This is a genomic window from Halobacillus sp. H74 (assembly GCF_052246715.1).
GTDB lineage: Bacteria > Bacillota > Bacilli > Bacillales > Halobacillaceae > Halobacillus > Halobacillus litoralis_A.
In genome coordinates, this window is record NZ_JBQQCI010000003.1 from 173,411 (window position 1) to 198,614 (window position 25,204).

22 protein-coding genes and 1 riboswitch are annotated in these 25,204 nt (G+C 42.0%); of the genes, 10 read left to right on the forward strand and 12 right to left on the reverse strand.

Annotated features, from left to right (window positions below; translation table 11 throughout):
* Window positions 1–23: 23 nt before the first annotated feature.
* The gene (gene betA / locus ACTWPX_RS07315) at window positions 24–1,712 is read left to right on the forward strand and encodes a choline dehydrogenase (RefSeq protein WP_443119147.1); all 1,689 of its coding nucleotides are present in this window, start codon (window positions 24–26) and stop codon (window positions 1,710–1,712) included.
* 504 nt (window positions 1,713–2,216) lie between these two features.
* On the opposite strand, the gene ACTWPX_RS07320 is transcribed toward betA, so the two are convergent.
* From ACTWPX_RS07320 to ACTWPX_RS07330, 3 genes are all read right to left on the reverse strand, one after another.
* Complete coding sequence (locus ACTWPX_RS07320; protein WP_443119148.1) at window positions 2,217–2,951, reverse strand: hypothetical protein; 735 nt, start codon at window positions 2,949–2,951, stop codon at window positions 2,217–2,219.
* A 168-nt stretch (window positions 2,952–3,119) separates the two neighbouring features.
* On the reverse strand, window positions 3,120–3,380 hold the full coding sequence (locus ACTWPX_RS07325; RefSeq protein ID WP_443119149.1) for a WGxxGxxG family protein: 261 nt from the start codon (window positions 3,378–3,380) through the stop codon (window positions 3,120–3,122).
* Window positions 3,381–3,737: 357 nt separating this feature from the next.
* On the reverse strand, window positions 3,738–3,926 hold the full coding sequence (locus ACTWPX_RS07330; protein WP_443119150.1) for a hypothetical protein: 189 nt from the start codon (window positions 3,924–3,926) through the stop codon (window positions 3,738–3,740).
* Between the two features lie 189 nt (window positions 3,927–4,115).
* Between ACTWPX_RS07330 and ACTWPX_RS07335 the strand changes: the two genes are divergently transcribed.
* Window positions 4,116–4,427: a hypothetical protein gene (locus ACTWPX_RS07335; RefSeq protein ID WP_443119151.1), complete on the forward strand. Its 312-nt coding sequence runs from the start codon at window positions 4,116–4,118 to the stop codon at window positions 4,425–4,427.
* 89 nt (window positions 4,428–4,516) lie between these two features.
* Here the strand turns inward: ACTWPX_RS07335 and ACTWPX_RS07340 are convergent, their stop codons facing one another.
* On the reverse strand, window positions 4,517–6,439 hold the full coding sequence (locus ACTWPX_RS07340; RefSeq protein ID WP_443119152.1) for a right-handed parallel beta-helix repeat-containing protein: 1,923 nt from the start codon (window positions 6,437–6,439) through the stop codon (window positions 4,517–4,519).
* A gap of 166 nt (window positions 6,440–6,605) precedes the next feature.
* On the opposite strand from ACTWPX_RS07340, the gene ACTWPX_RS07345 reads away from it, so the two are divergent.
* Both ACTWPX_RS07345 and rlmD read left to right on the forward strand, forming a co-directional pair.
* Window positions 6,606–7,361 carry an AraC family transcriptional regulator gene (locus tag ACTWPX_RS07345; protein ID WP_443119153.1) on the forward strand — a complete coding sequence of 252 codons (756 nt, stop codon included), beginning with the start codon at window positions 6,606–6,608 and terminating at the stop codon, window positions 7,359–7,361.
* A gap of 104 nt (window positions 7,362–7,465) precedes the next feature.
* Window positions 7,466–8,926: a 23S rRNA (uracil(1939)-C(5))-methyltransferase RlmD gene (gene rlmD / locus ACTWPX_RS07350; protein ID WP_443119154.1), complete on the forward strand. Its 1,461-nt coding sequence runs from the start codon at window positions 7,466–7,468 to the stop codon at window positions 8,924–8,926.
* Window positions 8,927–9,025: 99 nt separating this feature from the next.
* On the opposite strand, the gene ACTWPX_RS07355 is transcribed toward rlmD, so the two are convergent.
* The 3 genes from ACTWPX_RS07355 to ACTWPX_RS07365 form a co-directional block, all read right to left on the reverse strand.
* Window positions 9,026–10,441 (reverse strand): hypothetical protein, encoded by a 1,416-nt coding sequence (locus tag ACTWPX_RS07355; protein ID WP_443119155.1) that lies wholly within the window; start codon window positions 10,439–10,441, stop codon window positions 9,026–9,028.
* Between the two features lie 91 nt (window positions 10,442–10,532).
* Entirely contained in the window at window positions 10,533–11,006 is a 474-nt protein-coding gene (locus ACTWPX_RS07360; protein WP_443119156.1) for a CBO0543 family protein, read from the reverse strand.
* Window positions 10,930–12,042 (reverse strand): DUF2515 family protein, encoded by a 1,113-nt coding sequence (locus ACTWPX_RS07365; protein WP_443119157.1) that lies wholly within the window; start codon window positions 12,040–12,042, stop codon window positions 10,930–10,932. The genes ACTWPX_RS07360 and ACTWPX_RS07365 overlap by 77 nt, the downstream gene beginning before the upstream one ends.
* Window positions 12,043–12,154: 112 nt before the next feature.
* On the opposite strand from ACTWPX_RS07365, the gene shc reads away from it, so the two are divergent.
* Both shc and ACTWPX_RS07375 read left to right on the forward strand, forming a co-directional pair.
* Entirely contained in the window at window positions 12,155–14,047 is a 1,893-nt protein-coding gene (gene shc, locus ACTWPX_RS07370) for a squalene--hopene cyclase (RefSeq protein ID WP_443119158.1), read from the forward strand.
* A gap of 290 nt (window positions 14,048–14,337) precedes the next feature.
* Window positions 14,338–15,372 (forward strand): NAD(P)/FAD-dependent oxidoreductase, encoded by a 1,035-nt coding sequence (locus ACTWPX_RS07375; protein WP_443119159.1) that lies wholly within the window; start codon window positions 14,338–14,340, stop codon window positions 15,370–15,372.
* A gap of 158 nt (window positions 15,373–15,530) precedes the next feature.
* Here ACTWPX_RS07375 and ACTWPX_RS07380 read toward each other — a convergent pair whose 3' ends face one another.
* The 5 genes from ACTWPX_RS07380 to ACTWPX_RS07400 form a co-directional block, all read right to left on the reverse strand.
* Window positions 15,531–16,355 (reverse strand): alpha/beta fold hydrolase, encoded by an 825-nt coding sequence (locus ACTWPX_RS07380; protein WP_443119160.1) that lies wholly within the window; start codon window positions 16,353–16,355, stop codon window positions 15,531–15,533.
* Between the two features lie 360 nt (window positions 16,356–16,715).
* Window positions 16,716–17,636 (reverse strand): methylisocitrate lyase, encoded by a 921-nt coding sequence (gene prpB / locus ACTWPX_RS07385; RefSeq protein ID WP_443119161.1) that lies wholly within the window; start codon window positions 17,634–17,636, stop codon window positions 16,716–16,718.
* 25 nt (window positions 17,637–17,661) lie between these two features.
* Window positions 17,662–19,104 (reverse strand): bifunctional 2-methylcitrate dehydratase/aconitate hydratase, encoded by a 1,443-nt coding sequence (locus ACTWPX_RS07390; protein WP_443119162.1) that lies wholly within the window; start codon window positions 19,102–19,104, stop codon window positions 17,662–17,664.
* 72 nt (window positions 19,105–19,176) lie between these two features.
* Window positions 19,177–20,292, reverse strand: coding sequence for a citrate synthase (mmgD, locus tag ACTWPX_RS07395; protein ID WP_443119163.1), 1,116 nt, complete (start codon window positions 20,290–20,292; stop codon window positions 19,177–19,179).
* Between the two features lie 43 nt (window positions 20,293–20,335).
* Window positions 20,336–20,557: a hypothetical protein gene (locus tag ACTWPX_RS07400; protein WP_443119164.1), complete on the reverse strand. Its 222-nt coding sequence runs from the start codon at window positions 20,555–20,557 to the stop codon at window positions 20,336–20,338.
* Between the two features lie 165 nt (window positions 20,558–20,722).
* Window positions 20,723–20,920, reverse strand: a riboswitch (cobalamin riboswitch).
* A gap of 373 nt (window positions 20,921–21,293) precedes the next feature.
* Between ACTWPX_RS07400 and ACTWPX_RS07405 the strand changes: the two genes are divergently transcribed.
* From ACTWPX_RS07405 to ACTWPX_RS07420, 4 genes are read left to right on the forward strand one after another with little or no spacing between them, the layout of a single operon-like run.
* Entirely contained in the window at window positions 21,294–22,289 is a 996-nt protein-coding gene (locus ACTWPX_RS07405; RefSeq protein WP_443119165.1) for an ABC transporter substrate-binding protein, read from the forward strand.
* A gap of 53 nt (window positions 22,290–22,342) precedes the next feature.
* Complete coding sequence (locus tag ACTWPX_RS07410) at window positions 22,343–23,359, forward strand: FecCD family ABC transporter permease (RefSeq protein ID WP_443119166.1); 1,017 nt, start codon at window positions 22,343–22,345, stop codon at window positions 23,357–23,359.
* The gene (locus tag ACTWPX_RS07415) at window positions 23,352–24,395 is read left to right on the forward strand and encodes a FecCD family ABC transporter permease (protein ID WP_443119167.1); all 1,044 of its coding nucleotides are present in this window, start codon (window positions 23,352–23,354) and stop codon (window positions 24,393–24,395) included. Before ACTWPX_RS07410 ends, ACTWPX_RS07415 begins: the two co-directional genes overlap by 8 nt.
* The gene (locus tag ACTWPX_RS07420) at window positions 24,392–25,027 is read left to right on the forward strand and encodes a hypothetical protein (RefSeq protein ID WP_443119168.1); all 636 of its coding nucleotides are present in this window, start codon (window positions 24,392–24,394) and stop codon (window positions 25,025–25,027) included. The genes ACTWPX_RS07415 and ACTWPX_RS07420 overlap by 4 nt, the downstream gene beginning before the upstream one ends.
* Window positions 25,028–25,204 lie beyond the last annotated feature (177 nt).

Sequence of the window (25,204 nt, forward strand, 5' to 3'; positions counted from 1 at the left end):
TTCAACACGGGGAGGAACAGAATATGAGTGAAACATATGACATTGTCATTGTTGGAGGCGGTAGTGCGGGTTCTGTACTCGGCGATCGTCTAAGTGAAGACGGGAAAAAAAGTGTCCTTGTTTTAGAGGCGGGACGCAGTGATTATTCATGGGACCTATTGATTCAAATGCCGGCTGCTTTGCCTTTTCCAGCAGGTAAAAGCCTTTACGATTGGAAATACGAATCAGACCCAGAGCCGCATATGAATGGTAGACGTATCAAGCACGCCCGAGGGAAGGTACTTGGCGGCTCGAGTTCCATCAACGGTATGATTTATCAACGCGGAAATCCAATGGACTATGAACGCTGGGGAGCCGATGAAGGTATGGAAACGTGGGATTTTGCACATTGCCTTCCATATTTCAAACGCCTGGAAAATGCATTAGCATCACCAAAGGATGATCTTCGCGGCCAAGATGGACCGATTAAATTGACACGGGGTCCAGCCAAAAATCCTTTATTCCAAGCTTTTTTTGACTCAGGTGTAGAAGCTGGTTATTCAAGAACCCCTGATGTAAACGGTTTTCGTCAGGAAGGGTTCGGACCGTTTGATAAGCATGTGTACAAAGGCCAGCGCTTGTCAGCTTCACGTGCCTATCTGCATCCGGCAATGAAGCGGGAGAACCTGACGGTGAGAACTCGTGCTTTCGTTAAAAGTATCGACTTCGAAGGTACTAAAGCCAAAGGATTGATCTATCAGCGAAATGGAAAGACTCATCAAGTTAAAGCAGGGGAAGTCATCCTTTCAGGAGGTGCTATCAATACGCCGCAGCTCCTTCAACTTTCAGGTGTAGGGGATGCCGAACACCTTCGCTCCCTTGGCATTGAACCAGTCGTCGATCTTCCGGGTGTAGGGGAAAACCTCCAGGATCACCTTGAAGTTTATATTCAACACGCATGTCCGGTGCCTGTTTCTGAACAGCCAAATTTAAATAAAGCACGCATGCCTTGGATTGGGTTGCAATGGATGTTCGGACGCACTGGACCCGCAGCGACCAACCATTTCGAAGGCGGAGGTTTTGTCCGTTCAAACGAGGATGTCGAATATCCGAATTTGATGTATCATTTCCTTCCGGTGGCGGTTCGGTATGATGGACAAAAAGCACCGACGGATCACGGGTTCCAAGTACACGTCGGACCTATGTATTCTGATGCCCGCGGGTCATTGAAGATTCGTTCGAAAGATCCTAAAGAGCATCCAAGCATGGTTTACAACTACCTTTCTACAGAACAGGACAAACGCGAGTGGGTGGAAGCTGTAAGAGTCACGCGTAAAATCATGTCTCAACCAGCTATGAAACCTTACAATGCAGGAGAAATCTCACCTGGTCCTACTGTTGAAACAGACGAGGAAATTTTGGAATGGGTGAAAGAAGATGCTGAAACGGCACTGCATCCGTCTTGTACTGCGAAAATGGGACCTGCCTCAGATTCTATGTCTGTCGTAGATCCGCAAACAATGAAAGTCCACGGGCTCGACAATGTCCGAGTGGTCGATGCCTCTGCCATGCCTTACGTAACAAACGGCAATATCCATGCACCTGTGTTGATGTTGGCGGAAAAGGCAGCAGACCTCATCCTTGGACGTAAACCAATGGATCCAATTGATGCTGACTTCTATCGTCACGGAGTACATCCGGCTGATGCAGGGACAGTATCCAAATTCAAATAACGCTTTCCATGAGAAGGCACTCTATCAAAATGTATTTGCTAGCGAAGCATACATTAGTGATAGAGTGCCTTCTCTTTTTTGATTGGATTGTTCATGAATATGAATATGTTAAATAACCTCAAGGGATAGATAAAAGTAGAAACACCGTTTTATAGGTTTTCATAATTATATATAGATGATTATTATTCTCAGGGAATTGGCGACATGATAGTAGGTTTAACGACTTCTCCTGAAATGTACTAAAGCTATCCCCTAAAAAAGAATAATTCCTGTGGGAAGTAGTCTTGTTAGAATTGCTCTGGGCGCATAATTTCCAGGGTTCAAAAGTACCCTGTCAGCAAAGATCAATGTAGCAAGTTAGCTGAAGGAGGATCAGGCTTAAAATAAAATCGGGTTTATATCCATTATTTGAAATGTGGATTTTATTATTTAGTCACCGTATACATATCTTACGTTTTATTGTGTGGTAGACGGCTGTATATTACCTCATTTTATTAAATTTAATTATCCTAATAGCCCACCATTATCCGGGGATGGAAGGGTGAAAGATGGTGCCGTCGTAGAATTTTCACACCTGTTTTGATTTACATCACATACTCGCCCCATACTATCCTGTATTACTGGACGTGTGACAGTAATAGTCGTACGTAAAACGATTTTAAATAAAATTCCGGTTACAAGGTCAACACCTAATGGACCAGTGAGAACTGGGACACCAGGTTGAGTGAAAATGCCCTCTACTTCAAGAGGAGCTTCTTGAAGCGTATCTTCTGGACAAGCTCCAGGGAAGTCCGTATGTTCTTGGAAAGGAATTGATGTAGTTAACGTAACAGGAAGAGCTACATCTGCAATGGTGATAGTTATTGTCGCTGGTATTAATCCTATATTTACTACTTTATCTCTAATAACTCTTGCATTCTGGGTAATTGCGTCAACGTTAGGCTCTACAGTTATGGAGACAATATCCTCTAAGACACCTAATCCCTCAAAAACTGTAAGGGGTAACGTCACTTCAGCTACTTTTTGTACGGTTTTTGAACCAACCAATGAATTAACCAAAACACAATCGTTAGTTAAATGTGCAGTTTTCGGAGCTGTACTTTTACTGTTGCAATTGCAAGTGGATTTGCAAGTTTCGACTTCACATTTTTCTGTCTTACATTTATTCTTTCGTTTTTTAGGCTTTATAGGTAATTTGCCTGGCACACTTATATTCCTTTTACAATTTTTATTTCCCATTTTTGAATCACCCTTTTTTAAGATTTAAATTCAGTTACGGGATAGTTTATTTCGCTGGAATATTTCTGTGTGGGCACATATGGGAAGGGAAATTGAATATTGTAGTGAAAGCACACTTAGTTAAACATTTACACAAAAAAGAGGCCGAGGGGGGCCTCTCCAAATCAATCAGTCTCTAGTATCTCGACGACGCAACCCAAGTAAACCGGCTAAACCAATTAGTCCAACCCATCCCCAGTCTGTATCATCATCGTCGTTATTGCCTGTTGCAACGTTTCGGACGTCATCATTGATGTTGTTGTCCATATCGACGACATCATTGTTACCATTGTTATGATTGTCTTCACCAGTGTTAGCCAATACAGAACCACCGAAAATCATTGTAGCTAAGGAAAAAGAACAAAGTAAATAAATCACTTTTTTAATCATAGATTATACCTCCTGAATTTTAGTTCAGGATTATGTTTTCACTAATAAAGGAAAATATTCATTATATTTGTGGAAATTATGAAGTGATAGACAAAAAGCAGAAAAAATTAAGAGGATTAGATTGTTCTTTAGTGGTTTGTTTTACAATGACGAAGTAAACAAAACTATTTACGAGAAATGGAAAAACGAGCATGGTAAGCTATATCCCTTGAAGGGCACGGCTTTAAAACTTAAGGATTATTCGTTTGAAAGATGTAGGCTACGGTTCCGGTTTAAATAGAACTTTTCTTTATTTTGGTTCATATTTGGTGCAGAAAAGCAAAAAGACCCCTCTTAGGGGTCTTGTAGGAATGATTTTTATTTCCCGCCAAAATTAGGGAGTGTATTTTGCATATTTTGAACTGGTTGACTATTTCTTGCTCTTTCTGCCATTTGTTTTGCACCGCCATTACGGTTCATTCGCGACATACCATACATAGCAGCGGCACCAATAGCCCCAGCAGTACCTAAAGCTAACCAAGAAGATCCGTTTTGTCGACCGTTCATCAGTAACCATCCCTTTACAGTGATTTTTAAGTTCTTATTTTTAAGAACACATTTAGTTTAATTATTTAGACATTTTTTACACAGGTAAGATTGTGCTACTTCAATAGGATATTTCCAATTTTATTGCAAAGAATGGAAGGTATGATTGACTACACCCTGGTTAAAATACTTTAAAAACGGGAGGTACTTATGACAAAGAAAAATCAAAAATATACGGACTTTGCAAACGCAGAAACACTTAATAATTTTCTTACAGCTGAAGAATTTCCTGATGGGTCTTATGGCCATCCTAAAGGGAATGAGGACCCTGTAGAAAACAAAGAGACACCATGGAAAGAAGGGCAGCAGTATTATAGTAATTTCGCTTATGAAAATCGGAATTTGCACGCAGGTCTACCCAGACAAGAAGATGGTGCTCACCCTACTCACGATGATAAAAGTGAAAAAAGTGAAGATCCTTATAATGAAACACCAAACAAAAGTAACAGTCAAATGGAATAACTAGTCGTGAATTTTAATTTAATTGTGATGAATTTTAGTATAAACTTATTTTTTCCTTGAATCGGTCTTTAACTAACGGGAATAATTACTCAGCCCCATACTTTTATATAATTTCTCCCTCTTTGCAACTTGGTGATCGGCCCCAGGACACTCTTTTCTTGCCTTTTTTCTCCAAGGTAATCTTTATCCAAGGTTACTTCGCTTCCATCTGGATTTTCAAAGTCTGCATCGACAATACGGACTCTATTCAAGGTTTGGGTCGTTTGAACACTTCCAAGCATTTCCTCGAAATTGTCTGGGAGCACAAAGGAAAGATAAACTTCGTCCCCTTCTTCAATGAGATTTAAATCAGGGTCAAATTGGTCTGCAGTTATCTTTTCGTTTTCACGTTCAAAAGATTCAGCCCCATTTAAATAAGCATTATGGTTAATATAAACAGGCTGTTCGACACTATTGAATGCTTCATGATCTCCAGGGTTTTGATGGACCACTTCGATGTATTCCTCTATCGACGCTGTATACCCATTGTAATGAACAGTGCCAACTTCTTTTAAGCCTTCCTCACCTATGAAGATGTTATTGTAATAGCGGTCATCTCCTCCATAGGTAACAGCAAACCCGGCCACCTCTGTACTATGAGGCACATGATACGGGGTGGCCCGGTCCAGCATTTTCCGATGCACCATTTCTCCACGAATCAAATTGTTGACGTAGGCTCCTCCTTGCGCATGATTGTCTAAGGCATAGTCCGCCGTCAGTATATTGTTGTCAACGATGTAGGGTCCACTGCTGACTTCTATAAACAAATCGCGATTGTTTCGATAGTAAAGGTTACTGCTTACTCTGGTCCCCTGTGTCTGCCAATCCAACCATGTTCCCAGTGAGCAGTCATGGATGCGATTGTGGTGGATTTGTACATCAATAGGGGCGTGGAGCTTAATACCTGCGATTTCATGTCCATAGAACTCTCTCTTTAAAGCGATATTATAAATATGGTTGTTATATATTTCACTAAAAACACATCCCAAATGACCGACGATCCCATTTTGTCCACAATCATATATCGTGTTGTTCCGGATCGTATGGGATCCGATTTTCTCTTTGCTCCAACCAGCTTGTCCGGCCAGGAAGACAGATTCTAACTGGTATTGATAGCCGGGCTTATCCTTTCGTTTCGAACGATAATTATTTCCTGTGGAACCTTCCTTGCCGATACTGATAGCACTACACTTGGAGTCGTGAATAACATTGTCTTCGATGATCCATCCTTTACTCCAATGGGGACCGACTAACCCTGGTTGGTCGGCTGTAGGTGGTGTCCAGGGAGTGGCCGCCTGGGCCATTTCAAAGCCTCTGACAGTAATGTAATTCACACCTGTTTCTACTGGATAAAAGCAACATTTCCGAACGTTTATTTCAACTAATTCCTTTGTAGGATCATCTCCATGAAAATTGGCATAAATGGTTGTCTTATTTTCATCTACTTCTGAAAACCAGACATATTTGGATTGGCCGGGATCGTGCGCAACAACCACCTTATTTGTCCAGTGATCCAGTACTTCCGTTTGTATAGAAGGGTTCAGGACTTGTTCGAGATTTTCAGCCTCATAAAAGGACTTCCCATTTAAATAAACATCTCCCAGGTGTCTGCCAGGGTTATATACGACCCAATCACCGAAAATTTCTTCTTTAAAGGGATTATACTCTCCAAAGAAATCGTTGGGCACAGTAAATTTCCAAACCGTTCCTTCTACTAGCTGCCAATCGTTAATTTGCTCAGATCCTTTGATGACGACTCTCTCTCCGTCAGCGGCTTTATAAGTAATCCTTCTCGTTTCGCTTAATCCTGAATTCTTCGGTTTCACCCATTCACGGTATTCTCCTTCATGGACGATGATAGTATCCCCAGCAACTGCCGCAGATGCTGCCTGATTGATGGTCAAAAATGGACTTTGTTCCGTTCCCTCGCTAAGGTCCGATCCATTTTTTGCAACATGATATTCAAAAGACATTTACCTTCCTCCTCTAGTTCAACTATTCAAGCGATGCTTTTGGCTTATCCCGGCACTTAAAAGTGAACAAGCATTATATTCATTATAAAAATTCTATAAAATTAAAACTATTCAAAATATAGTACAATATAAGACAATATTAGTGTATATGGGAAGGGGATAAGACGTGGTTTTCTTTGAGCGTCATGGAGTAGAAGAAAAGGAGTCATTTAAGCACTTCACGCTGGTTAATGAGAATTTCCCTCTCCACTTTCACCGGGCTTATGAATTAATCATCGTGAATGAAGGGGAATTGCTCGCAACCGTTGATAAAAAGAAATATTCACTACATAAAAATGATTCAGTTTTTATTTTTAATAATCAGATTCATGAGTTTAAAACAATCAATCATTCCAACATTACAATCGTCATTTTTTCACCTGAATTAATTGGACATTTTTTTGCAAACGTCAAGGGGACCATTCCTGAAAATAATGTGATTCATTTAGAGGATGTCCCTGACTTCCATGGTCTGGATTCGATTTATAGACAAAAGAGTTTTCTTTATGACATATGTGGTACTCTAGTGAACCAAACCAACCTGACTCCCGTTGCCGATTCTTCAAAAGCACAGGTGTTTCATAAAATTCTGCTTTACGTGGATAAATATTATTGTGAGGATTGCACATTAAAATCTGTTGCCAAAGATCTACAGTATGATTATGCCTATTTATCAAAGCTATTTGTTCAGATGGCAAATATATCTTTTACCGAATATCTTACTCAATACCGAATTTCACAAGCTTGTTATTTATTGAAAAATAGTCAGAAGACGATTGGTGAGATTGCTATGAGGTGCGGTTATAATAATTTGCGGTCATTTAATCGGAACTTTAAAAAGGTAACTGCCTATTCACCGAGGGAATATAGAGGGATATCGTAAAGCCTGAAGCTTTTTGGACGGGACGTTTTTTATCATCGTTTGTTTTACCGCCCGCTTTGGGTAGTTTATAATGAGGGCAAATGAACTAAAGACAGGAAGTGCCTATGAGTAAACGAAAAAGTCTTGGATATAAGAAATCCAAAAATAAACCTAAACGCTCTGAAAAATTATATGGGAAACAAAACCAATCCAGAAATAACGAGTCCAAAGGCAAGTCTCAACATGGTAAGAAGTCTGTTACCGCTGAGGTGACCTGCTCGGGCTTGACCAATGAAGGCAAAGGCATTGCCGAGTGGAAAGGGAAGCAGCTGGAAGTGCCGCTTCTTTTGCCTGGTGAAAAGGCGGAGGTGAATGTCTTTCAAAAAGGGCGCTTTGTGCACGCAGAGTTGAAGCGTGTGATCACTTCAGCAGAGGAACGGGTCGATCCACCGTGTCCGTATTATTACGAGTGCGGAGGGTGTCAGCTTCAGCATATGAGCAATCAGGCGCAATCGCGTTTCAAGCAGGAAACAGTAGAAACCTTGATGAAGCCGTTCGTAAAGCCTGAATCTATTATGACAATGGATCACCCGTATGATTACCGTAATAAAAACCACACGACATTCGGCTTGAATCACAAGCGACAGGTGATTGGCGGGCTGTATGGACCGCACACCCATGAAATCATCCCGATTGATAAGTGTCTCATTCATGATCCGAAAGCGGATGAGATCGCAGGGACAATCAAGGACTATATGAAAAATACTAAAATGCAGCCGTATAACGAAGATACTGGACGGGGGTTTTTGCGGCACGTATTGATTAAAGTTGGTAAAGTCAGCGGGGAAGTCATGGTGGTGCTGGTCGCCGCATCCTCTGAGTTCAAGGGGAAAAAGAATTTTGTGAAAACTTTACGTAAAGCTCACCCCGAAATTACGACAATGCTGCTGAATGTGAATAAACGGGACACCAGTATCGTGCTGGGCAATCAGGAGGACGTATTATTCGGCAAAGGAACAATCACAGATACTTTATGTGGACTGAAATTTGAGATATCGGCGAAATCTTTCTATCAGATCAATCCAGTCCAGACGGAGAAGTTGTATGGAAAAGCGATTGAAATGGCTGGGTTGACTGGCAATGAAACCGTAATCGATGCCTACTGCGGGATCGGTACGATTGGTCTGGTTGCCAGCCAGAAAGCAAGAAAGGTTATTGGCGTAGAGATGAATAAAGATGCGGTTAAAGACGCCATCCGAAATTCGAAACGTAACGGTGTGAAAAATGCCCGCTTCTACCAGGGTGATGCCGGGGAATTCATGGTGGAAATGGCAGAACGCGGAGATAAAGCGCATGTGGTAATTATGGATCCGCCGAGAAGCGGGAGTGATGAAGCATTCTTATCAAGCGTTGTGAAGCTTAAGCCGAAGCGGGTCGTGTATGTTTCCTGTAATCCGGAAACACAAGTACGGGATTTGAAGTACTTGGTAAAGAATGGGTATGAAGTTGAAGGAATACAGCCAGTGGATATGTTTCCACAGACTTATCATGTAGAATCAGTTGCAAAGTTAGTACTCCCAGAATAACCAGTTAATAAAAATTCGTCTACTTTAGATGTATTCATTCCATTCCATAAAAAAGATGGCGAACAGCTGCTCGCCATCTTTTTTTGATAGTGATACCTTCTATAAGAACAACACAATGAACAGTTGAAGGTAAATCTGCACCATGAGATAAAAGGCAATGGCGTATTTATAGTTAAATAGCAGACCGTTCTTGATGATGCTGAGCCGGTTCACAGAACTTAGAATGATCGATGGCAAAATCAGCGGGGACAGCATGATCGAAATTACGCTCCCTGATGTAATGCCAAGGACAACTATCTCAGGTGGATAAGGCAATTCGACCCCTTGTAAAATACCTGACACCAGCACGATGACCGTCAATGGGCCAAGTCCGATAAATCCCAGAATAATTACGACAAAAGGAAGAACCCATAGGAAGTTCAAGAATGGAACGGCATCTGTGATGTAAAAAAGTCCGTCAATAATATATTCACCATATCCCGACTGATTAACTGCGTCGATTAAAAATCCAGCTGCTAATAGAATCGAGAATTGCTGGGCTTTGTTTGGAATGCTTTTCGCACCATACGTTTTCCCATTCTCTACAATCGCACTGCTTCTCCCCCGAATGATGAAGTAAAGGATGACCCAGGCTACGATCACGATGGGGATGATGAGCAATAGCTGCACGCTCCAAATCGCATTGAGAATAAAAATGGAACCGAATAACGTTATAAATAAAAATCCGAATTCGAGCGCATCTCGATTTCCATGCGTCCCTTGCTGTTTTTTCTCTGTAATTTCAGCTAGTTGTTCGTGGATGCCTGCGGTAAGGTCCACTCCATAATGCCGTTCTTGAAAATATGAGAAGAGAACAGACAGAAGGATACCGGCGATAGAGATGAAAAAGCCTTGCAAAATGGATAAACCTAACGATGCACCAAGCGCGTGCACGGCAAAAATAAAACTCGGTATGCTGACTACCCACATTGTTGTTAAAGCGAAGGCACGAAGTAAAGCTGTCCCTTTATAATTCTCCCATGCTTCACCTTTTTGCTTGTTTAAAAAATCGTTAATCATCCCATACACCATAGGGATGGAACCGAATAACAGGAAGTAGGAGATGATTTGTGTAATGACCATCATTCCGAAATAAAACTTGCGACTTGTGTTAAGCAAGTTTTGGGCGAAATTAATGACGGATTCAATGTACGGCTTTTCTTCTAATACCCAGCTGATTGTAGGTACGATAAGTAAGAGGGCGATCAGCCCACTCATTACTGTGAAGCCCGATATGCTTGCTTCTATGAGAGAAGTACCTGCAGAAATGTGAACAATCAGGGCGATCACAAAGAGTAAAAGCGAGATCCATGCCTGTTTCATAGATAAAAAGAAATACCCGATGGCAAAGGATGCCAGACCGAATAGGGAAAGGGTCGTTGAAAGCCCTCCCTCTCCTGCGAAAGCACCGATGAAATGCATAATCACATATAGACTGATAAATAAGGTATACCCTCGTTTGGTTATTTGTTTCATTAATGATGCTCCAATCTTGCTTCAATGTGTTGACTTTACACATCGTATCACAGGGAGCATAAATAATCTCAAATCGTGCCCATGGATATTGTTAACGGTATTTGAACTGTCTGTCGGCGATCACGTGAATTCGGCGGATAAGCAGAAGGAAGACGGCATATCCAAAAAATGAATAGAGATGCTTCCAATCTGGGCTGAATGCGACCCATCCAGCCTGCTCCGAAACCGGCTCCAGCAGCATCGCCAGCAAACTGGTAAGAAGTATGAAGCTGAATCGATTCATCCCCTCCAACGTTTTCATTATCCATAAAGCTATGAAAGTGAATAAAGGGATTACGATGAGTGTAAGACGAATGTCAATTGGAAACACAGTAGGAAAGGGACGGGTCAGAAAGATATAGTGATTCTGTGCGGTGAACCATAATTCGATATACGTGGTCATTAGTGAAGCTGCCACCATTGTGAAGAGATAGGGCAAATAGGATGATTTACTGTTGGCGTTGAAATAAGACTTTTTTGGTGAAGACAGTCCATTCGAGTTTTTCGATGGTTTCACAATAGTCATGTTTAATCTCTCCATTAATGTTTTCGGCAATCGGCTCTAAATAATCGATAGCGGACCAACTCGTAAACCAGTCCCCCGCTTCTGCCTTCGCTTGGGTACTATTTTTCCAAGCATATTCAAGCCTCGGACTGTAAATGTGTTGTGAGCCTTTTTGCAGCATGCATTTTTTTGTTTGGGGGATATACAATTGTCCTGGTAATGTTTCTTTTACGTCATTAAATATGTGTGGCCAGTAATCTTTACGGGATCCTGTATGAGGAGTGGCCACAGCCCAGTTCATTATACGTTTCAGGCGATTTGAATCGGAAAATAGTATAGCGTATAGCTGCTTCCCCAATCCGATTCGTCTTGGCAGGGAAGAGAACTGGTTCAAGGTGCGCCCAACCAGTGAGTTTATTGCATAAGGTTTCTGGGGGTAGGGGAAGATGATGTGGCTCATGTTCAGCAGGTCCTGTAACTTAAACATTATTGTATTAAGGACCGTATTTTGGTACTCGGGGTGCTGGATGACCCGTTTTTCCAAGTAACTCTGTTCATTGATGATCATCGCAAGCGCTAAGGTGGTTCGGTTTTCATTTTTCCAAAACTCTGGCCAAGCCACTTCCATGAATGTTGATACGTTTAGATGCGGAAGCAGGCTGAAGTGTGGCTGCTGCCTTGTCAAACTCTCTTCATAGAGGAGAAACTGTGGGTAAATATCCTGGAAAATCAGCCAGTTTCCTCGTTCTAAAAATGAAAAGAACTGCATTTGTTCTTTTTCAGTTAATAGCTTTGCTAGAAATTCCCCTTTCAAATCAGTCATATTCCAGCCGCCATTCCGCGATACCATGTGTCCAAGAAATGCCCATTCGATTTCTGGATGCCGTAAATAGAAGTCTAAATAAGCCTTAGTGCGGGTCACATTATTAATATTATGCTTCTCTGTTTTATCACGAATCGAAGCAATCAACTGCTGGTCCTTTGAAGGTAGTGGATCAGCAGTTTGAATATCCTTTGTTTTGTATTTCTTTTGCAGCTGTTTTTTTAATTTTTCCAAGGTATGAAGTGTTTCTGTAGCCTTCAGCAGAAGTGATCACTCCTCTCAGGGAATGTCTGTTTTCACCTGTGAATAAGTATAGGTAGTATGTTTTTCAGGAGGGGTGGGTAGTATGAATCGATTTGTGGCATCTGAAATGGAACGCCTTACAAATATTTTGAAAAAGGATCAATCTCCTGACGGGTCCTGGGATTATGCGTTTGAAACTGGGGTTTCGACCGATGCCTATATGATCATTTTATTACGTTCATTGGAGATTCATGAGGAGAAGTTGGTTCAGGCATTGGTTGAAAGAATCATCAGCAAACAGGAGAAAAACGGGGCGTGGAAAGTTTTTTATGATGAAGATCAAGGGAATTTATCGGCTACGATCGAAGCTTACTACGGTCTCTTATACTCGGGATTTGTTCACAGCGATGCCCCCCATATGGTACAGGCAAAACAGTTCATCCTTAAACAAGGAGGGTTGAACAAGGCTGGGATGTTTACCAAGATCATGCTCGCATTAACAGGACAAGAAGCCTGGCCGAATTTATTTCCGATTCCACTTGAAGCGATTTTACTTCCGGGTTATTCCCCACTCAATATTTATGATATTTCGGTGTTTGGCAGAGCCAACATTGTACCGATTATGCTGCTGGCTCATAAAAAATACCGATTAACGACCTCCCGAACACCTGACTTGTCTCATCTTTATGCTCAACGTGACTTGTATTCTGATCATGATATCTATTGGGAACAGATGCGTACAATCGAATGGCGAAATTATTTATCTTCGTTAACTAATTCTCTCCAATCCAGTTTTCATACACTCAGCAACCTCGAAGAAATTGCTGCAGAACAAGCAAAACAGTATATGCTGAAGCGCGTCGAACCGGATGGTACCCTCCTTAATTATTTCAGTGCTACTTTCTTGATGATTTATGCCCTTTTATCACTGGGTATTTCTAAAAAAGACAAGCGAATCACAAATGCTGTCAATGGTTTGAAGTCGATGGCAACTTTCATAGACGGCAAAATCCATATGCAGTACACAACCGCAGACGTATGGAACACTTCCCTGATCAGTTATGCACTTCAAGAAGCAGGTATCACCGAGAATGCTGAAGTCATTCAAAAGGCAAATCGTTATTTATTTTCCAGGCAGCAGTATAAGTATGGGGATTGGGTCGTCCACAACACTTACACGAGGCCTGGAGGGTGGGGATTTTCCAATCTGAATACAATACATCCTGACGTGGATGACACTACGGCTAGTTTACGGGCAGTTAGGAAGGATATCGCTTCGCAACCGGATCTTCATCAAGTCTGGGAGCGAGGTACCCAGTGGGGAATAGCGATGCAGAACAACGACGGCGGCTGGCCATCCTTTGAGAGAAATGTTGATAAGAAAATCTTAAACCTGCTCCCCGTCCAAGGGGCGAAATTGTTACTGCTGGACCCGTCTACTGCTGATTTAACAGGTAGGACACTTGAATTCCTGGGGAATTTTACGAACTTAAATCAAAGTCATTCTCTGATAAAAAGAGGGGTTGACTGGCTGAGAAAGGATCAAAAACAAAATGGCTCATGGTATGGGCGCTGGGGGATCTGCTATATTTATGGAACATGGGCTGCCGTAACAGGTTTAATGGCATGCGGGGCTAATAGTGAAACACCGATGGTCCGCAAAGCTGTCCAGTGGCTTAAGGAAATTCAAAACGAAGATGGCGGGTGGGGAGAATCTTGTAAAAGTGATACAGAGAAGAGCTATGTGCCATTAAATGCTAGTACCCTGACTCATACCGCCTGGGCCGTAGATGCTCTCATTGCAGCTTCACCGACAACTACTCCGGCAATCGAAAATGGAATCCAATTTCTAATCGAAAAAGGAAATAACCGTGACTGGACCAGTGACTATCCGAAAGGGCAGGGGATGGGAGGAGCATTTTATATTCACTATCACAGCTATCGTTATATATGGCCGCTTCTAACATTAAGCCATTACAAGCAAAAGTTTTTTTGAGGTAAGTTATGTGAAATGGGGGTATATGTGAAGACCTTTTTCTTATGATTTGCTAGATGAAATCTGTAAGAAAAAGGTCTTCCTTATTTTTTCATCTACACAAAATACTTTTACCCTCTTAAACAAGTCAGTCATTAGTTACGGTGCCATTTTATTAATTCATGAATGTGTAGGTATCTAAGGAGCTTTTTAAAATTTTTATGAAAATACACTCTACCAACCCCTCACTTGAAAATGATTATCAATATCATTATGTTAAAAGTAACAACTTAAAAGGGAGCGGGAACAGTATGCATGACGTGATAATTATAGGCGGAGGGCCAGCGGGTCTTTTCTCAGCCTTTTACAGTGGGTTACGAAAAATGAAAACAAAAATCATTGAGAGTCATCCCTTTCTTGGTGGAAAAGTGCATGTATATCCTGAAAAAATTGTGTGGGATGTGGGTGGTTTGCCGCCGCTTCCTGGTCAGCAGTTAATAGATCAGCTGGTCGAGCAAGGAACGACGTTCGAACCGGATCTTGTTCTTGGTGAGAAAGTATCGTCGATTGAAAAAGTGGACGGAGAGTTCAGACTGCGGACGGATTCTGGTCAAGAGCATTGGTCAAAAGCGGTCATCATTGCTGTTGGAGGCGGAATCATTGAACCGATTAGGCTTAAAATACAAGGTGCTGAGAAATTCGAAGTCAGCAACCTGCATTACACCGTCCCCTCCTTTCAGCGGTTCGTTGGAAAGCGAGTCTTAATTTCTGGGGGGAGCCATTCTGCGGTGGACTGGGCGAATGAGCTTGCCCCGCTTGCCGCGGGCGTGGACTTAGTGTATCGCAAGGAAGAATTGAAGGGCCATGAAGCGAGTATTGAACTGTTGGTCAAACAGGGTGTTCACCTTCATGAGCAGTCTTCCATTCAATCTTTAACAGCAGACAAGAATGGAGAAATGATTGAGGAAGTGGTGCTTGAACATCCCCGCGATGGAATCAAACAGGTGAAAGTGGATGAAGTGATTATCAGCCATGGGTTTAACCGTGATGCTTCTTTATTGAATGAAAGTCCCATAGACTTAGAGCGTATAGATGATTTCTTTATTAAGGGAAATGTTCAAAGTGCTTCTTCTGTGCCTGGACTTTACGCAGCAGGGGACATTCTCCATCATGAAGGAAAGCTTCATTTAATTGCAGGTGCATTCCAAGATGCGGCGAATGCTGTTAACCAGGCTAAGCAGTTCATTGATCCGGATGCAACGGCAAGCGCTATGGTCTCTTCCCATAATGAACGGATGGATGAATACAATAAAAAGCTGAAAGAAAAGCGAATGGCAAAGATATAAAATGCAGGTGCCAATCTTAGTCAAATTGATTAAAATCTCGTCCGACTAATCTAAAATACCTTTCCGTAGAAAAAGACTACCACTTTCCTTAAAGGGTAGTCTTTTGGTGTGTTGCTTGAATTTATGGCGGACATATGAAGGATAAAGAAAAAGCGATTTCACTTATTTCCTTGCAAAAACCCCTCAACGATCTCATTAAACTTATCACTATGCTCCCAAAACATGAGGTGGCCGCCCAGGGTCTTCACTGTGGCGTTTGGAGTCAGCTTGCTTAGGTAGGCGGCAGCTGTTGCTGCCCAATGTTCCGCAACAATGAACATAGTCGGTATGGATTCGCTGCCTTTTGCTGCCTCTTCACGATAATCTGAGAAAAGCCCTGATGAAAACAAGTTGGCGGCAATATAGTACGGTGTTTTCAGTGATTGCTCCACAATCCATGCCAATTCCTCTTCTTTCAGTTCACGCTGGACCATGACTCCAGTCGCATAAGCCGAAATGAATTCCCGTTGTCCCTGTGGATGACGAAGGTAGTTCGTATAGGCTGCAGCCATGTCATCAAGTGGTCCTTCTACCCAATCCCGGTCCTGTTGAAGGGATAAAGATTTTGGAGGCATATCAATTAATACAAGGGACCTGATATCATCTGTTCCAAATTGGCGAATGTAATCCCATACGGTTAAGCATCCGAATGACCAGCCGATAAGCGTAGCATTTTTGATTTTTAATGCCTTCAGAACCTTTTGTAAATCCGTCCCGTGTGTGACATAGTCATTTCCTTGGACCGTTATGGTAGATCGGCCATGGCTTCTGGGATCCATCACAATCGTACGGTGAGTTTTTGAAAAATGGCGGACTTGCTCGGAAAAAACTTCTGTCGTAAACGTAAAACCTGAGATCAATACAATCGGATCTCCAGTTCCGATATCTTGAACAAATAATTCAACCCCTGGTTCCACTTCAATATAAGCTCCATTCGTTTTCATGGCTTACCTCCTGATTTTATAAAGTGAGATTATTTCTAAATCATATTCATGACAACTTCATTCCATTTCTTAATTATTGGAAATTAAATGAGGGGTATGGGTAATGTTCATGGTAAGTGAATAGTGTGACTAACATAAAAAAGTTAATTGGGAGCAAGGCACATCAGGGTGGTGACATTCATTCATGGTGAGTCATCCAAAAGCGGCGACTTCCCGAAATAAAGCGAAGCCCTTCCTAGCAAGCTTCGTGTGCTGATTTTCATTGTAAGTATTTCCGTATGAGTGGATTTAAAAAAAGAGAAAGGGGGGCTCCCTTCTCTTTTTGTAGTACATTATTCTAATGTGGAATACTTTCCTTAATCACTCATTTTCTTTCCCGATCTCCGGAAGAACAGTTTTGGCTACTTTTTCATCTAACTCTTCATAATCATAATATTTGATGGTTTCATAGAGTTCTTCACGCGATTGCATCTCTTCGAGTCTTTCTTTTTGCGTATCATTCTCAAATATTTCTGTGAAAACCCGTTCATAAGCTTTGGCTGCTACACGAAGGGAGGTGACAGGGTAAATCACCATGTCCATCCCGAATGAGCGGAACTCTTCTCCCGTGAAATAAGGTGTCTTTCCGAACTCGGTCATGTTTGCGAGCAAAGGCGCTTTAATAAAGGCAGAGGCGTGACGAAAATCTTCCTCACTTGTTAATGCTTCTGGAAAAATGGCGTCGGCGCCGGCTTCGACATACAGATTAGCGCGCTCGCGGGCTTTTTCCATCCCTTCAACCGATTTTGCGTCTGTACGTGCAACTATGACGAGGGTAGGGGCGACTTCTTTTATTGTACGTATTTTCTGCATCATTTCCTCTGGGTCTATCAGTTTCTTGCCGTTCAAGTGTCCGCATTTTTTCGGCAATAGCTGATCCTCAATCTGCACAGCGGCAACACCGGCTTCGACCATTTCTCTTGCAGCCCGTGCTACGTTCACCACTCCGCCATAGCCAGTATCAATATCAACGAGCAGAGGAAGGTCTGAAGCACGGATAAGTTCTTGTGCTTTTTCGGCTATTTCGTTCGAGTATATGAGCCCAAGATCGGGGAGAGCGCGACTTGCCGTGTAGGCAGCTCCGGATAAATAAATGGCTTGAAATCCGACGTCTCTTGCAATTTTAGCTGACATTCCATCGTGAGCGCCCGGGATTTTCAATATTTCCGGGCGTTGGATCAGGTCTTTGAAAACGTCTGCTCTTTCTGATTGGGTTGATTTAGGTTCAACAATCCATGACATAGATGGCCCTCCTTAAATAGCTAAGTTAAATCCTGAACATTTCCATGAATTGATTGACAGAGGTGTCTGTCAGTTCATCATAATCTTCGCACAAGTTAAGAATCTTGTTTACTTGACGGAAGGGGAAGCGTGTCTTCAAATTATTTTGGAATTTATTCAAAAGAAGGGGCAGTCCTTCATCACGCCGACGACGGTGGCCGATTGGAAACTCGATTGCTATCTTCTCCGTGCAGGTGCCGTCGTTGAAGAAGACCTGGACAGCATTGGCAATAGAACGTTTATCTGAATTAAGGTAATCTTTACTGTATTGTTCATTCTCAATGGTTTCCATTACCTCTCGTAAGCGGTCGATTTCAGGATTGCGGGCTACCTCATCTTCATAATGATCTGCATTCAAAGATCCATACAGGAGACCGATAGCTGTGATGTATTGTAAACAATGATCACGATCTGCCTGGTTGGTAAGCGGTCCTTTTTTATCGATAATTCGGATGGCTGATTCGTGGGTGGTAATGGTGACCTTCTTGATCTCATGGATTCTTCCTTTTACTTGGTCATGAAGTTCAATCGCCGCTTCTGCTGCTGTTTGGGCATGAAATTCAGCAGGGAAAGATATTTTAAATAAAATGTTTTCCATCACGTATGACCCAAATGGACGGGACAAATTCAATTCTTTCCCATCGAAAAGAACATCCTGAAATCCCCATCCAGACGCAGATAAGGCTGTCTTATATCCCATTTCTCCGTTCATTGTCATCAAAGCCAGCCTTACGCCACGGCTCGTTGCATCACCTGCAGCCCACGATTTACGTGAGCCAGTGTTCGGTGCATGACGATAGGTTCGAAGGCTCGAATTATCTATCCAGGCTTGGGAGACAGCATTGATGACATCTTCTTTATTGCCGCCTAACATAGCGGTCACTACTGCTGTGGTTGCGACCTTCACATATAGAACATGGTCGAGCCCCTCACGATTCAGGCTGTTTTCCAGGGCTAATACTCCTTGAATTTCATGAGCTTTGACGGTGTATTCGAGCACTGTATCCATTTTCAGCGGTTGTTTTCCTTCTGCTATCCTTTTTCGGCTGATGTAATCGGAAATCGCTAAAATTCCTCCCAAGTTGTCAGAAGGATGTCCCCACTCTGCAGCCAGCCATGTATCATTGTAATCGAGCCAGCGAATCATACATCCAATATTGAATGCCGCATGGATGGGGTCCAATTCGTAAGACGTACCAGGTACTCGGGAACCATTCGGAACAATGGTGCCAGGAATGATAGGCCCTAAATGCTTGGTACACTCAGGATATCGAAGGGCTAAAAAACCACAGCCTAACGTATCCATCAATACGTATTGTGCCGTCTCTAAAGCTTCATGGTTGCTGATTTTTCCATCAACGGCATATTCTGCGATTTGATCTAAAACATGATCGGTCTTCTGTCTCTCGTTTATTTTCACTTCTGTCATCTCCATCTCCACCTTTATTAAATATGTAATGATTACTTAATTGATAGCCGGGGCAAACCCGGCAGTTTACTTCTAAGGGTGCAGACCGCGGGGGCCGGTATAGAGAACTCTTGGTCTGAACAGTTTGTTGTTTGCATATTGCTCTGACACATGTGAGCACAACCCCAGTGTTCGTGCAGCAAAGAAAATAGGTGTGTACAATTCAATTGGGATACCTAACAAATAGTAGACTGGTGCGGCATAATAATCCAAGTTCGGATATAGACCTTTTTCTTGTTTCATCAGGTCTTCTCCTGCTTCGCACATTTCAAAAAGGTCTTCTCGATTTCTATCTTTAGACAGTTCACGTAGTGCCTCTTTCATCAAGGAGGCTCTGGGGTCCATCTTCTTCATGTAAACCCTGTGTCCGAAGCCCATGATTTTTTCTTTGTTTTTAAGTTTTTCATAGAGGAGGCGCCGGAACCCGTCTATCGTTTCACCTTCTATCAGCATGTGCATGACCGCCTCATTTGCTCCCCCGTGGAGGTTTCCTTTCAAAGAAGCTACTGCTCCGGTCAGTGCGCCGTATATGTCAGCATTTGTCGAAGCTATTACGCGTGCCGCAAAGGTTGAATTCGGCATTTCATGTTCACTATATACCATCAAAGATTGATCAAAACAGGCTGCTTCTGAAGGGGTCGGTTCATTACCTGTAATCATGTACAAGAAATTCGCACTATAGGGCAGCTTCTGTTTTGGTTCTATAACCGCTTCCTCTTGAAGAATGTGGTAGCTATTAGCAACGATGTTAGGGATTTTTGCTAGAAGTCTTCGTGACGTTTGGTCTATCTCGACTTCATGGCGTTCATCTAAGTTTTTCTCGTAACCTGCGAGTGCTGATATTCCTGTACGTAAGGCATCCATTGGATGTGTTTCTTTAGGTAATTTACTGAAAAGGGAAAAGAAATCCTCAGGGAGGTCATATTCTTTTTTCAAACCCTCTTCAATTGAGGAGCGTTCTTCATCATCAGGAAGCTCACCTCGTAATAAGAGCTGGATTAAATCGAGATAATGCTTGCTTTTGGTAAGTTCAATCAGTTCATATCCACGAAGGATGATTTCTTCAGCATCAACATCCAAATAAGACAACTTTGTCTCTGTTGCAATCACACCATTTAATCCGGGATTGTAAGTCGTTTGCTCATGCATATAGATCCTCCTAGTATTTTAGTAAACGCTTTCAAAAAAGTGTTCATGCTCTTGAAGGCACCGGTCGTTTTCCGGTGATTTCTTCATGGACAATGAAGAAGGCTTCCTCAAGGTTCTCAAGCTCCTGAATTCGACCTTCTTGCTTGATGATTTCTTCTTTTATTTTTTTGTAGATAGCTTCCAGTGGGCAGGGGACAGAAGAAAACAGGTGGTTCATGATATAAGATTTGAACAAATTTACGGTAAACTCAGTTGAATCCGTCAAATAAAGCACCTCTAGTCAAATGAAAATCAAGACAATAAAAAAACAACTTCCAGAGAAGTTGTTAAGTTGAGATTGCAGCTATCCAGAGAGAGGAGGGAATCATTAATCTACACACCTGTCCATACTCTCTAACTCGCACTTAACACCTCCTATCCTCGTAGGTATGGATGTTCGCTGAGACAGGCAGGTCTCCTGGCTTATGATCATCACTCCCTGGTCCCTTCCCATTCTCGTTTTTAACTAGAACAGTGGTATACCAGTTCGCTCCCAAATACAGTTGCGGGACAGCATCGGATTATCACCGATTTCCCTTTTAAGCAAATAAGCTGAATGCTTACCTGCACCTGAATCAAAAACATATTCAGTTTTGACTTTTTAAATATAACAAAGATTTAGAAAATAAACAATTTTTTCTGAAGGGTAGGATGACGATATATTTGATTTGAAAATAAGTTCCAATAATCGCGTTTTTGGGTGATATCAAGTATAACAACTTCAACAAGGAGTTGTTTTTTTATGCTAAAGAAAGTCTTTACCAAGCGAAATAAGAGGTTACTATATTTTCAATCAGCTTTTCAATTGCTCATTGAACCGTTGAGAAGCTCTTTTGAAATTGGGAAATTTCCCTTAGAGAATTGATAGAAAAGTCCCTTGTATAGTATTGACATTGAGAATCGTTTGCAATAATATAGTGACAGATGAAAATGATTCTCAATATCAAACAGGAGGGATACATATGCTGAGTACCCGATTACATAAAAAATGGGCACTTCTAATATTTGTTTTATTTATGGCAACACTTCTTTCAGCTTGCGGATCTGAAGGAGCTTCTTCAGAAAGTGATTCGGCAGAGGGAGGAAATGATTCTTCCAGTGAAGAGTCGGATACAAGAGAAATTGAACATGCAATGGGAACGACAACGATTGAGGGAACTCCAGAAAAAGTGGTGACTCTTTATCAAGGAGCAACGGATACAGCGACTGCATTTGATGTGGACCCTGTAGGAATCGTTGAATCATGGGTAGAGAAGCCAATTTATAAGTACCTTCGTGATGACCTTGAAGGAACTACGTTGGTAGGGGAAGAAACTCAACCAAATCTGGAAGAAATTGCAGCGCTTGAACCTGATGTCATTTTTGCATCAAAACTGCGTCATGAAGAAATTTATGAGAAACTAAAAAAAATAGCTCCTACTGTTGCTATTGATCAAGTCTATGAATTTAAAGAAACGGTAAATTTAATGGGCGAAACATTGAATAAAGAAGATAAAGCAGATGAAATCCTGAACGATTGGGATAAGCGTATCGAAGACTTTAATACAAAAGCTTCTGAGAAACTAGGGGATGAGTGGCCGCTTAACGTTTCCGTACTTAATTTCCGCAGTGACCATGCGCGTATCTATTTTGATAGTTTTGCTGGATCCATTCTTAGAGAGGCAGGGTTCACCAGACCAGAAAACCAACAATCGGATGAGTGGGGTATGAAATTAACGGATAAAGAAAGCATCACTGAGATGAATGCTGATGTCTTTTATATTTTCATGAGTGACGATCCTGCTATTAAAAATAATTTTGAGGAATGGACGAATCATCCACTATGGCAGAACTTAGACGCCGTGAAAAATGATGAGGTACACACGGTGGATGAAGTTACGTGGAACATGGCCGGTGGTATTCGAGCAGCTAACTTAATGCTTGATGACTTGTATGACCGGTTTGAATTAGAGAAATAAATCACAAAGATAGGAGGGGCCCTCCTATCTTTGTTTCTTTGGGGAGAAACATAATGAGCAAATTTATGAACAATCGACATATAAGATGGACAACCTTACTGGTTCTTTTGCTTCTATTTATATGTGCTTCTTTTTTCAGCATAGCTGTAGGGAAGACCTCTATCTCTCTCTCTGAGGTTTGGGACGCCTTCTTTCATTATGATCCTTCCAGTACGAATCAGGTCATTATTCGTACTTCGCGCTTAACTCGAACAGTAATCGCTATTACCATTGGTGCAAGTTTGTCTATTGCGGGGGCTCTAATGCAAGCATTGACGCGAAACCCATTAGCAGCACCTGACATATTCGGAGTCAATGCAGGCGCCCTCTTCTTCATTGTAGCTTCTGCGACATTCTTTTCTGTAGAATCTTTAAGCGGTTACATGTGGATTGGTTTCATTGGAGCGGGAGTGGCAGGGACAATCGTATATCTGCTAGGTTCAATGGGGGAGGATGGATTGTCCCCTATACGCATTGTCCTGGCAGGTGCTGCAATCAGTGCACTTTTCGTTTCATTTACTCAAGGAATGCTTGTTTTGGATGAACAACGTATGCAAAGCGTGTTATTTTGGCTGGCAGGATCTGTAGCAGGTCGAGAATTAGATCTCCTTTTACCTGTTCTTCCATTTATCTCAGGAGCAATTATCCTCTCGTTATTGATTGGAAAGCCTTTGAACATCCTTATGTCCGGTGATGATGTTGCTAAGAATCTTGGGCAAAACACCGGTATAGTGAAACTGGCAATCGGAATCACTATAGTGTTTTTGGCAGGAGGATCCGTGGCTGTCGCAGGTTCAGTAGGTTTCATCGGTCTGGTCGTTCCTCACATCGTCAAAGGAATCACTGGACCGAATTACCAATGGATTCTACCGATAAGCGGGTTATTCGGAGCTATCCTGTTATTGTTTGCTGATATAGCAGCACGACTTGTCATTGCACCTCAAGAAATGCCGATCGGGGTAATGACAGCACTTTTCGGAACTCCATTTTTCATTTATATCGCTAGAAAAGGGGTGAAGAAAAATGGGTGAGTTCTACACGATAAGAAATAAAGATGAAAAATTTTCGATGCAATTCCATAAACGATCGTTGTTTATTTTAATTTCCTTAATACTTGTGACCTGTGCTGTTTTTATCATCAGCCTTTCGTCTGGGAGCAGTTATATTCCAGTCGATGAGGTAATCAAGGAAATCCTCGGTGTGAGTGATCACGCTTTCATTCTTAATGAACTCCGGATGCCCCGAGTAGTCATGGGCTTTCTCGTAGGGGGCGGTCTTGGAGTGTCTGGATTGATCTTACAAGGAATTATTCGTAATCCTTTAGGTTCTCCGGACATTGTAGGCGTTACAGGCGGGGCTTCCGTAGGAGCGGTTATTTTTATCGTATTTTTCCTGGGTGAATGGAGTGTCACTTGGCTTCCTCTTGCGTCTATCATTGGTGCGGCAGTTACAACACTCATCATCTATCTTTTATCTTGGAAAAATGGTGTGACACCAATAAGATTGATTCTTATAGGAATTGGGATATCTGCACTCACCAATGCTATCGTGACAATGTTCATGGTATCGAGCGAATCTGCCATTGCTTCTAAAGTATATCTATGGTTAACCGGTAGCTTATACGGGGCAAATTGGCAGGAAGTGACGATTCTTCTTCCTATCATCCTTATTTTGATCTTCCTTTCGATCTTCTTTACGGGGATTGTGGATGTTAAGCAGTTGGGTGATGATGTAGCAATAGGTATGGGCGTCAGGGTACAGTTTTTCCGCTTTCTACTACTTGCTTTAAGTGTTGCATTAGCCGGCGCAGCTGTTTCTTTTGCAGGCGGCATCGCTTTTGTTGGATTGATCGCTCCCCATATCGCCCGGCTGATCCTGCATAACTCGTTTGCTAATTTAGTAGTCGGGTCGGCTCTGATAGGCTCGTTAATTGTGATGGGCGCTGATATCATAGCTCGTACCGCCTTTTTGCCATCTGATATTCCTGCTGGCGTATTTACAGCTGGAATCGGTGCACCATTTTTCATTTATCTACTATACCGGAACCGAAGGGCGATGAGTGAATGATCCCTGTCCAAGCATTAAAGGAAGAACATCTATGTATTGAATTTTTAAGCCATCAACAACAACGGATATCTGCTCCTAACTTGAAAATCACTGCATCAATGATGATGAAGAAGTATGCTCAAGTTATTCCTGCTCAAGTATTGGACTCGATGCTATGGGAAGAGAAAGCCAAAATCATTCCTCTTTCCTCCTCCGCTATCAGTAATGAATTGGATATTGAGGTAGACACTTTACAGATCGAATATACTGATTCACGCTTGGAAGCTTGGGAGGCACTCTTTGCTCGTCATATTGTGCCAATAATGAGGGCATTTCACAAAGTAACAAACCTCCCTCTTTTCATTTTATGGGAAAATGTAGCAGTTAGGATCAACTCATACTTTAGAAAAGCAGTGGAACGATTTCCAGAGTATGAACTAAGAGTCAACCGCCTTGCTGAAGAATTACTTCAATTAGATGGACGCTATTTCAACAATACCGAGCATCCAATGAGTAAATTCCTTACTGCTCCTGGTTGTCTCAGTGAGCAGAAAACACGGCGTACGTGCTGTTATTTTCATAAGTTGGAAAAAAAGAAAGAATCACTCACCCACTGTCTTGTGTGCCCGCTTAATAATTGGAATGAAAAATGACTTATTCTTTTTATAGTCAGTCATGGAAGATCTCCATCCAGGAGGAAATCATGATAAAATACTTTACTAGAAGAGAATAGCGGTGGAACATTGAAGGGAAGTTATAAATAGATTGTTCTGAACCATGATGAAGAGCGGACATGTGAGGTTTCCCACTGACGATTTGAAAAAGGCCAT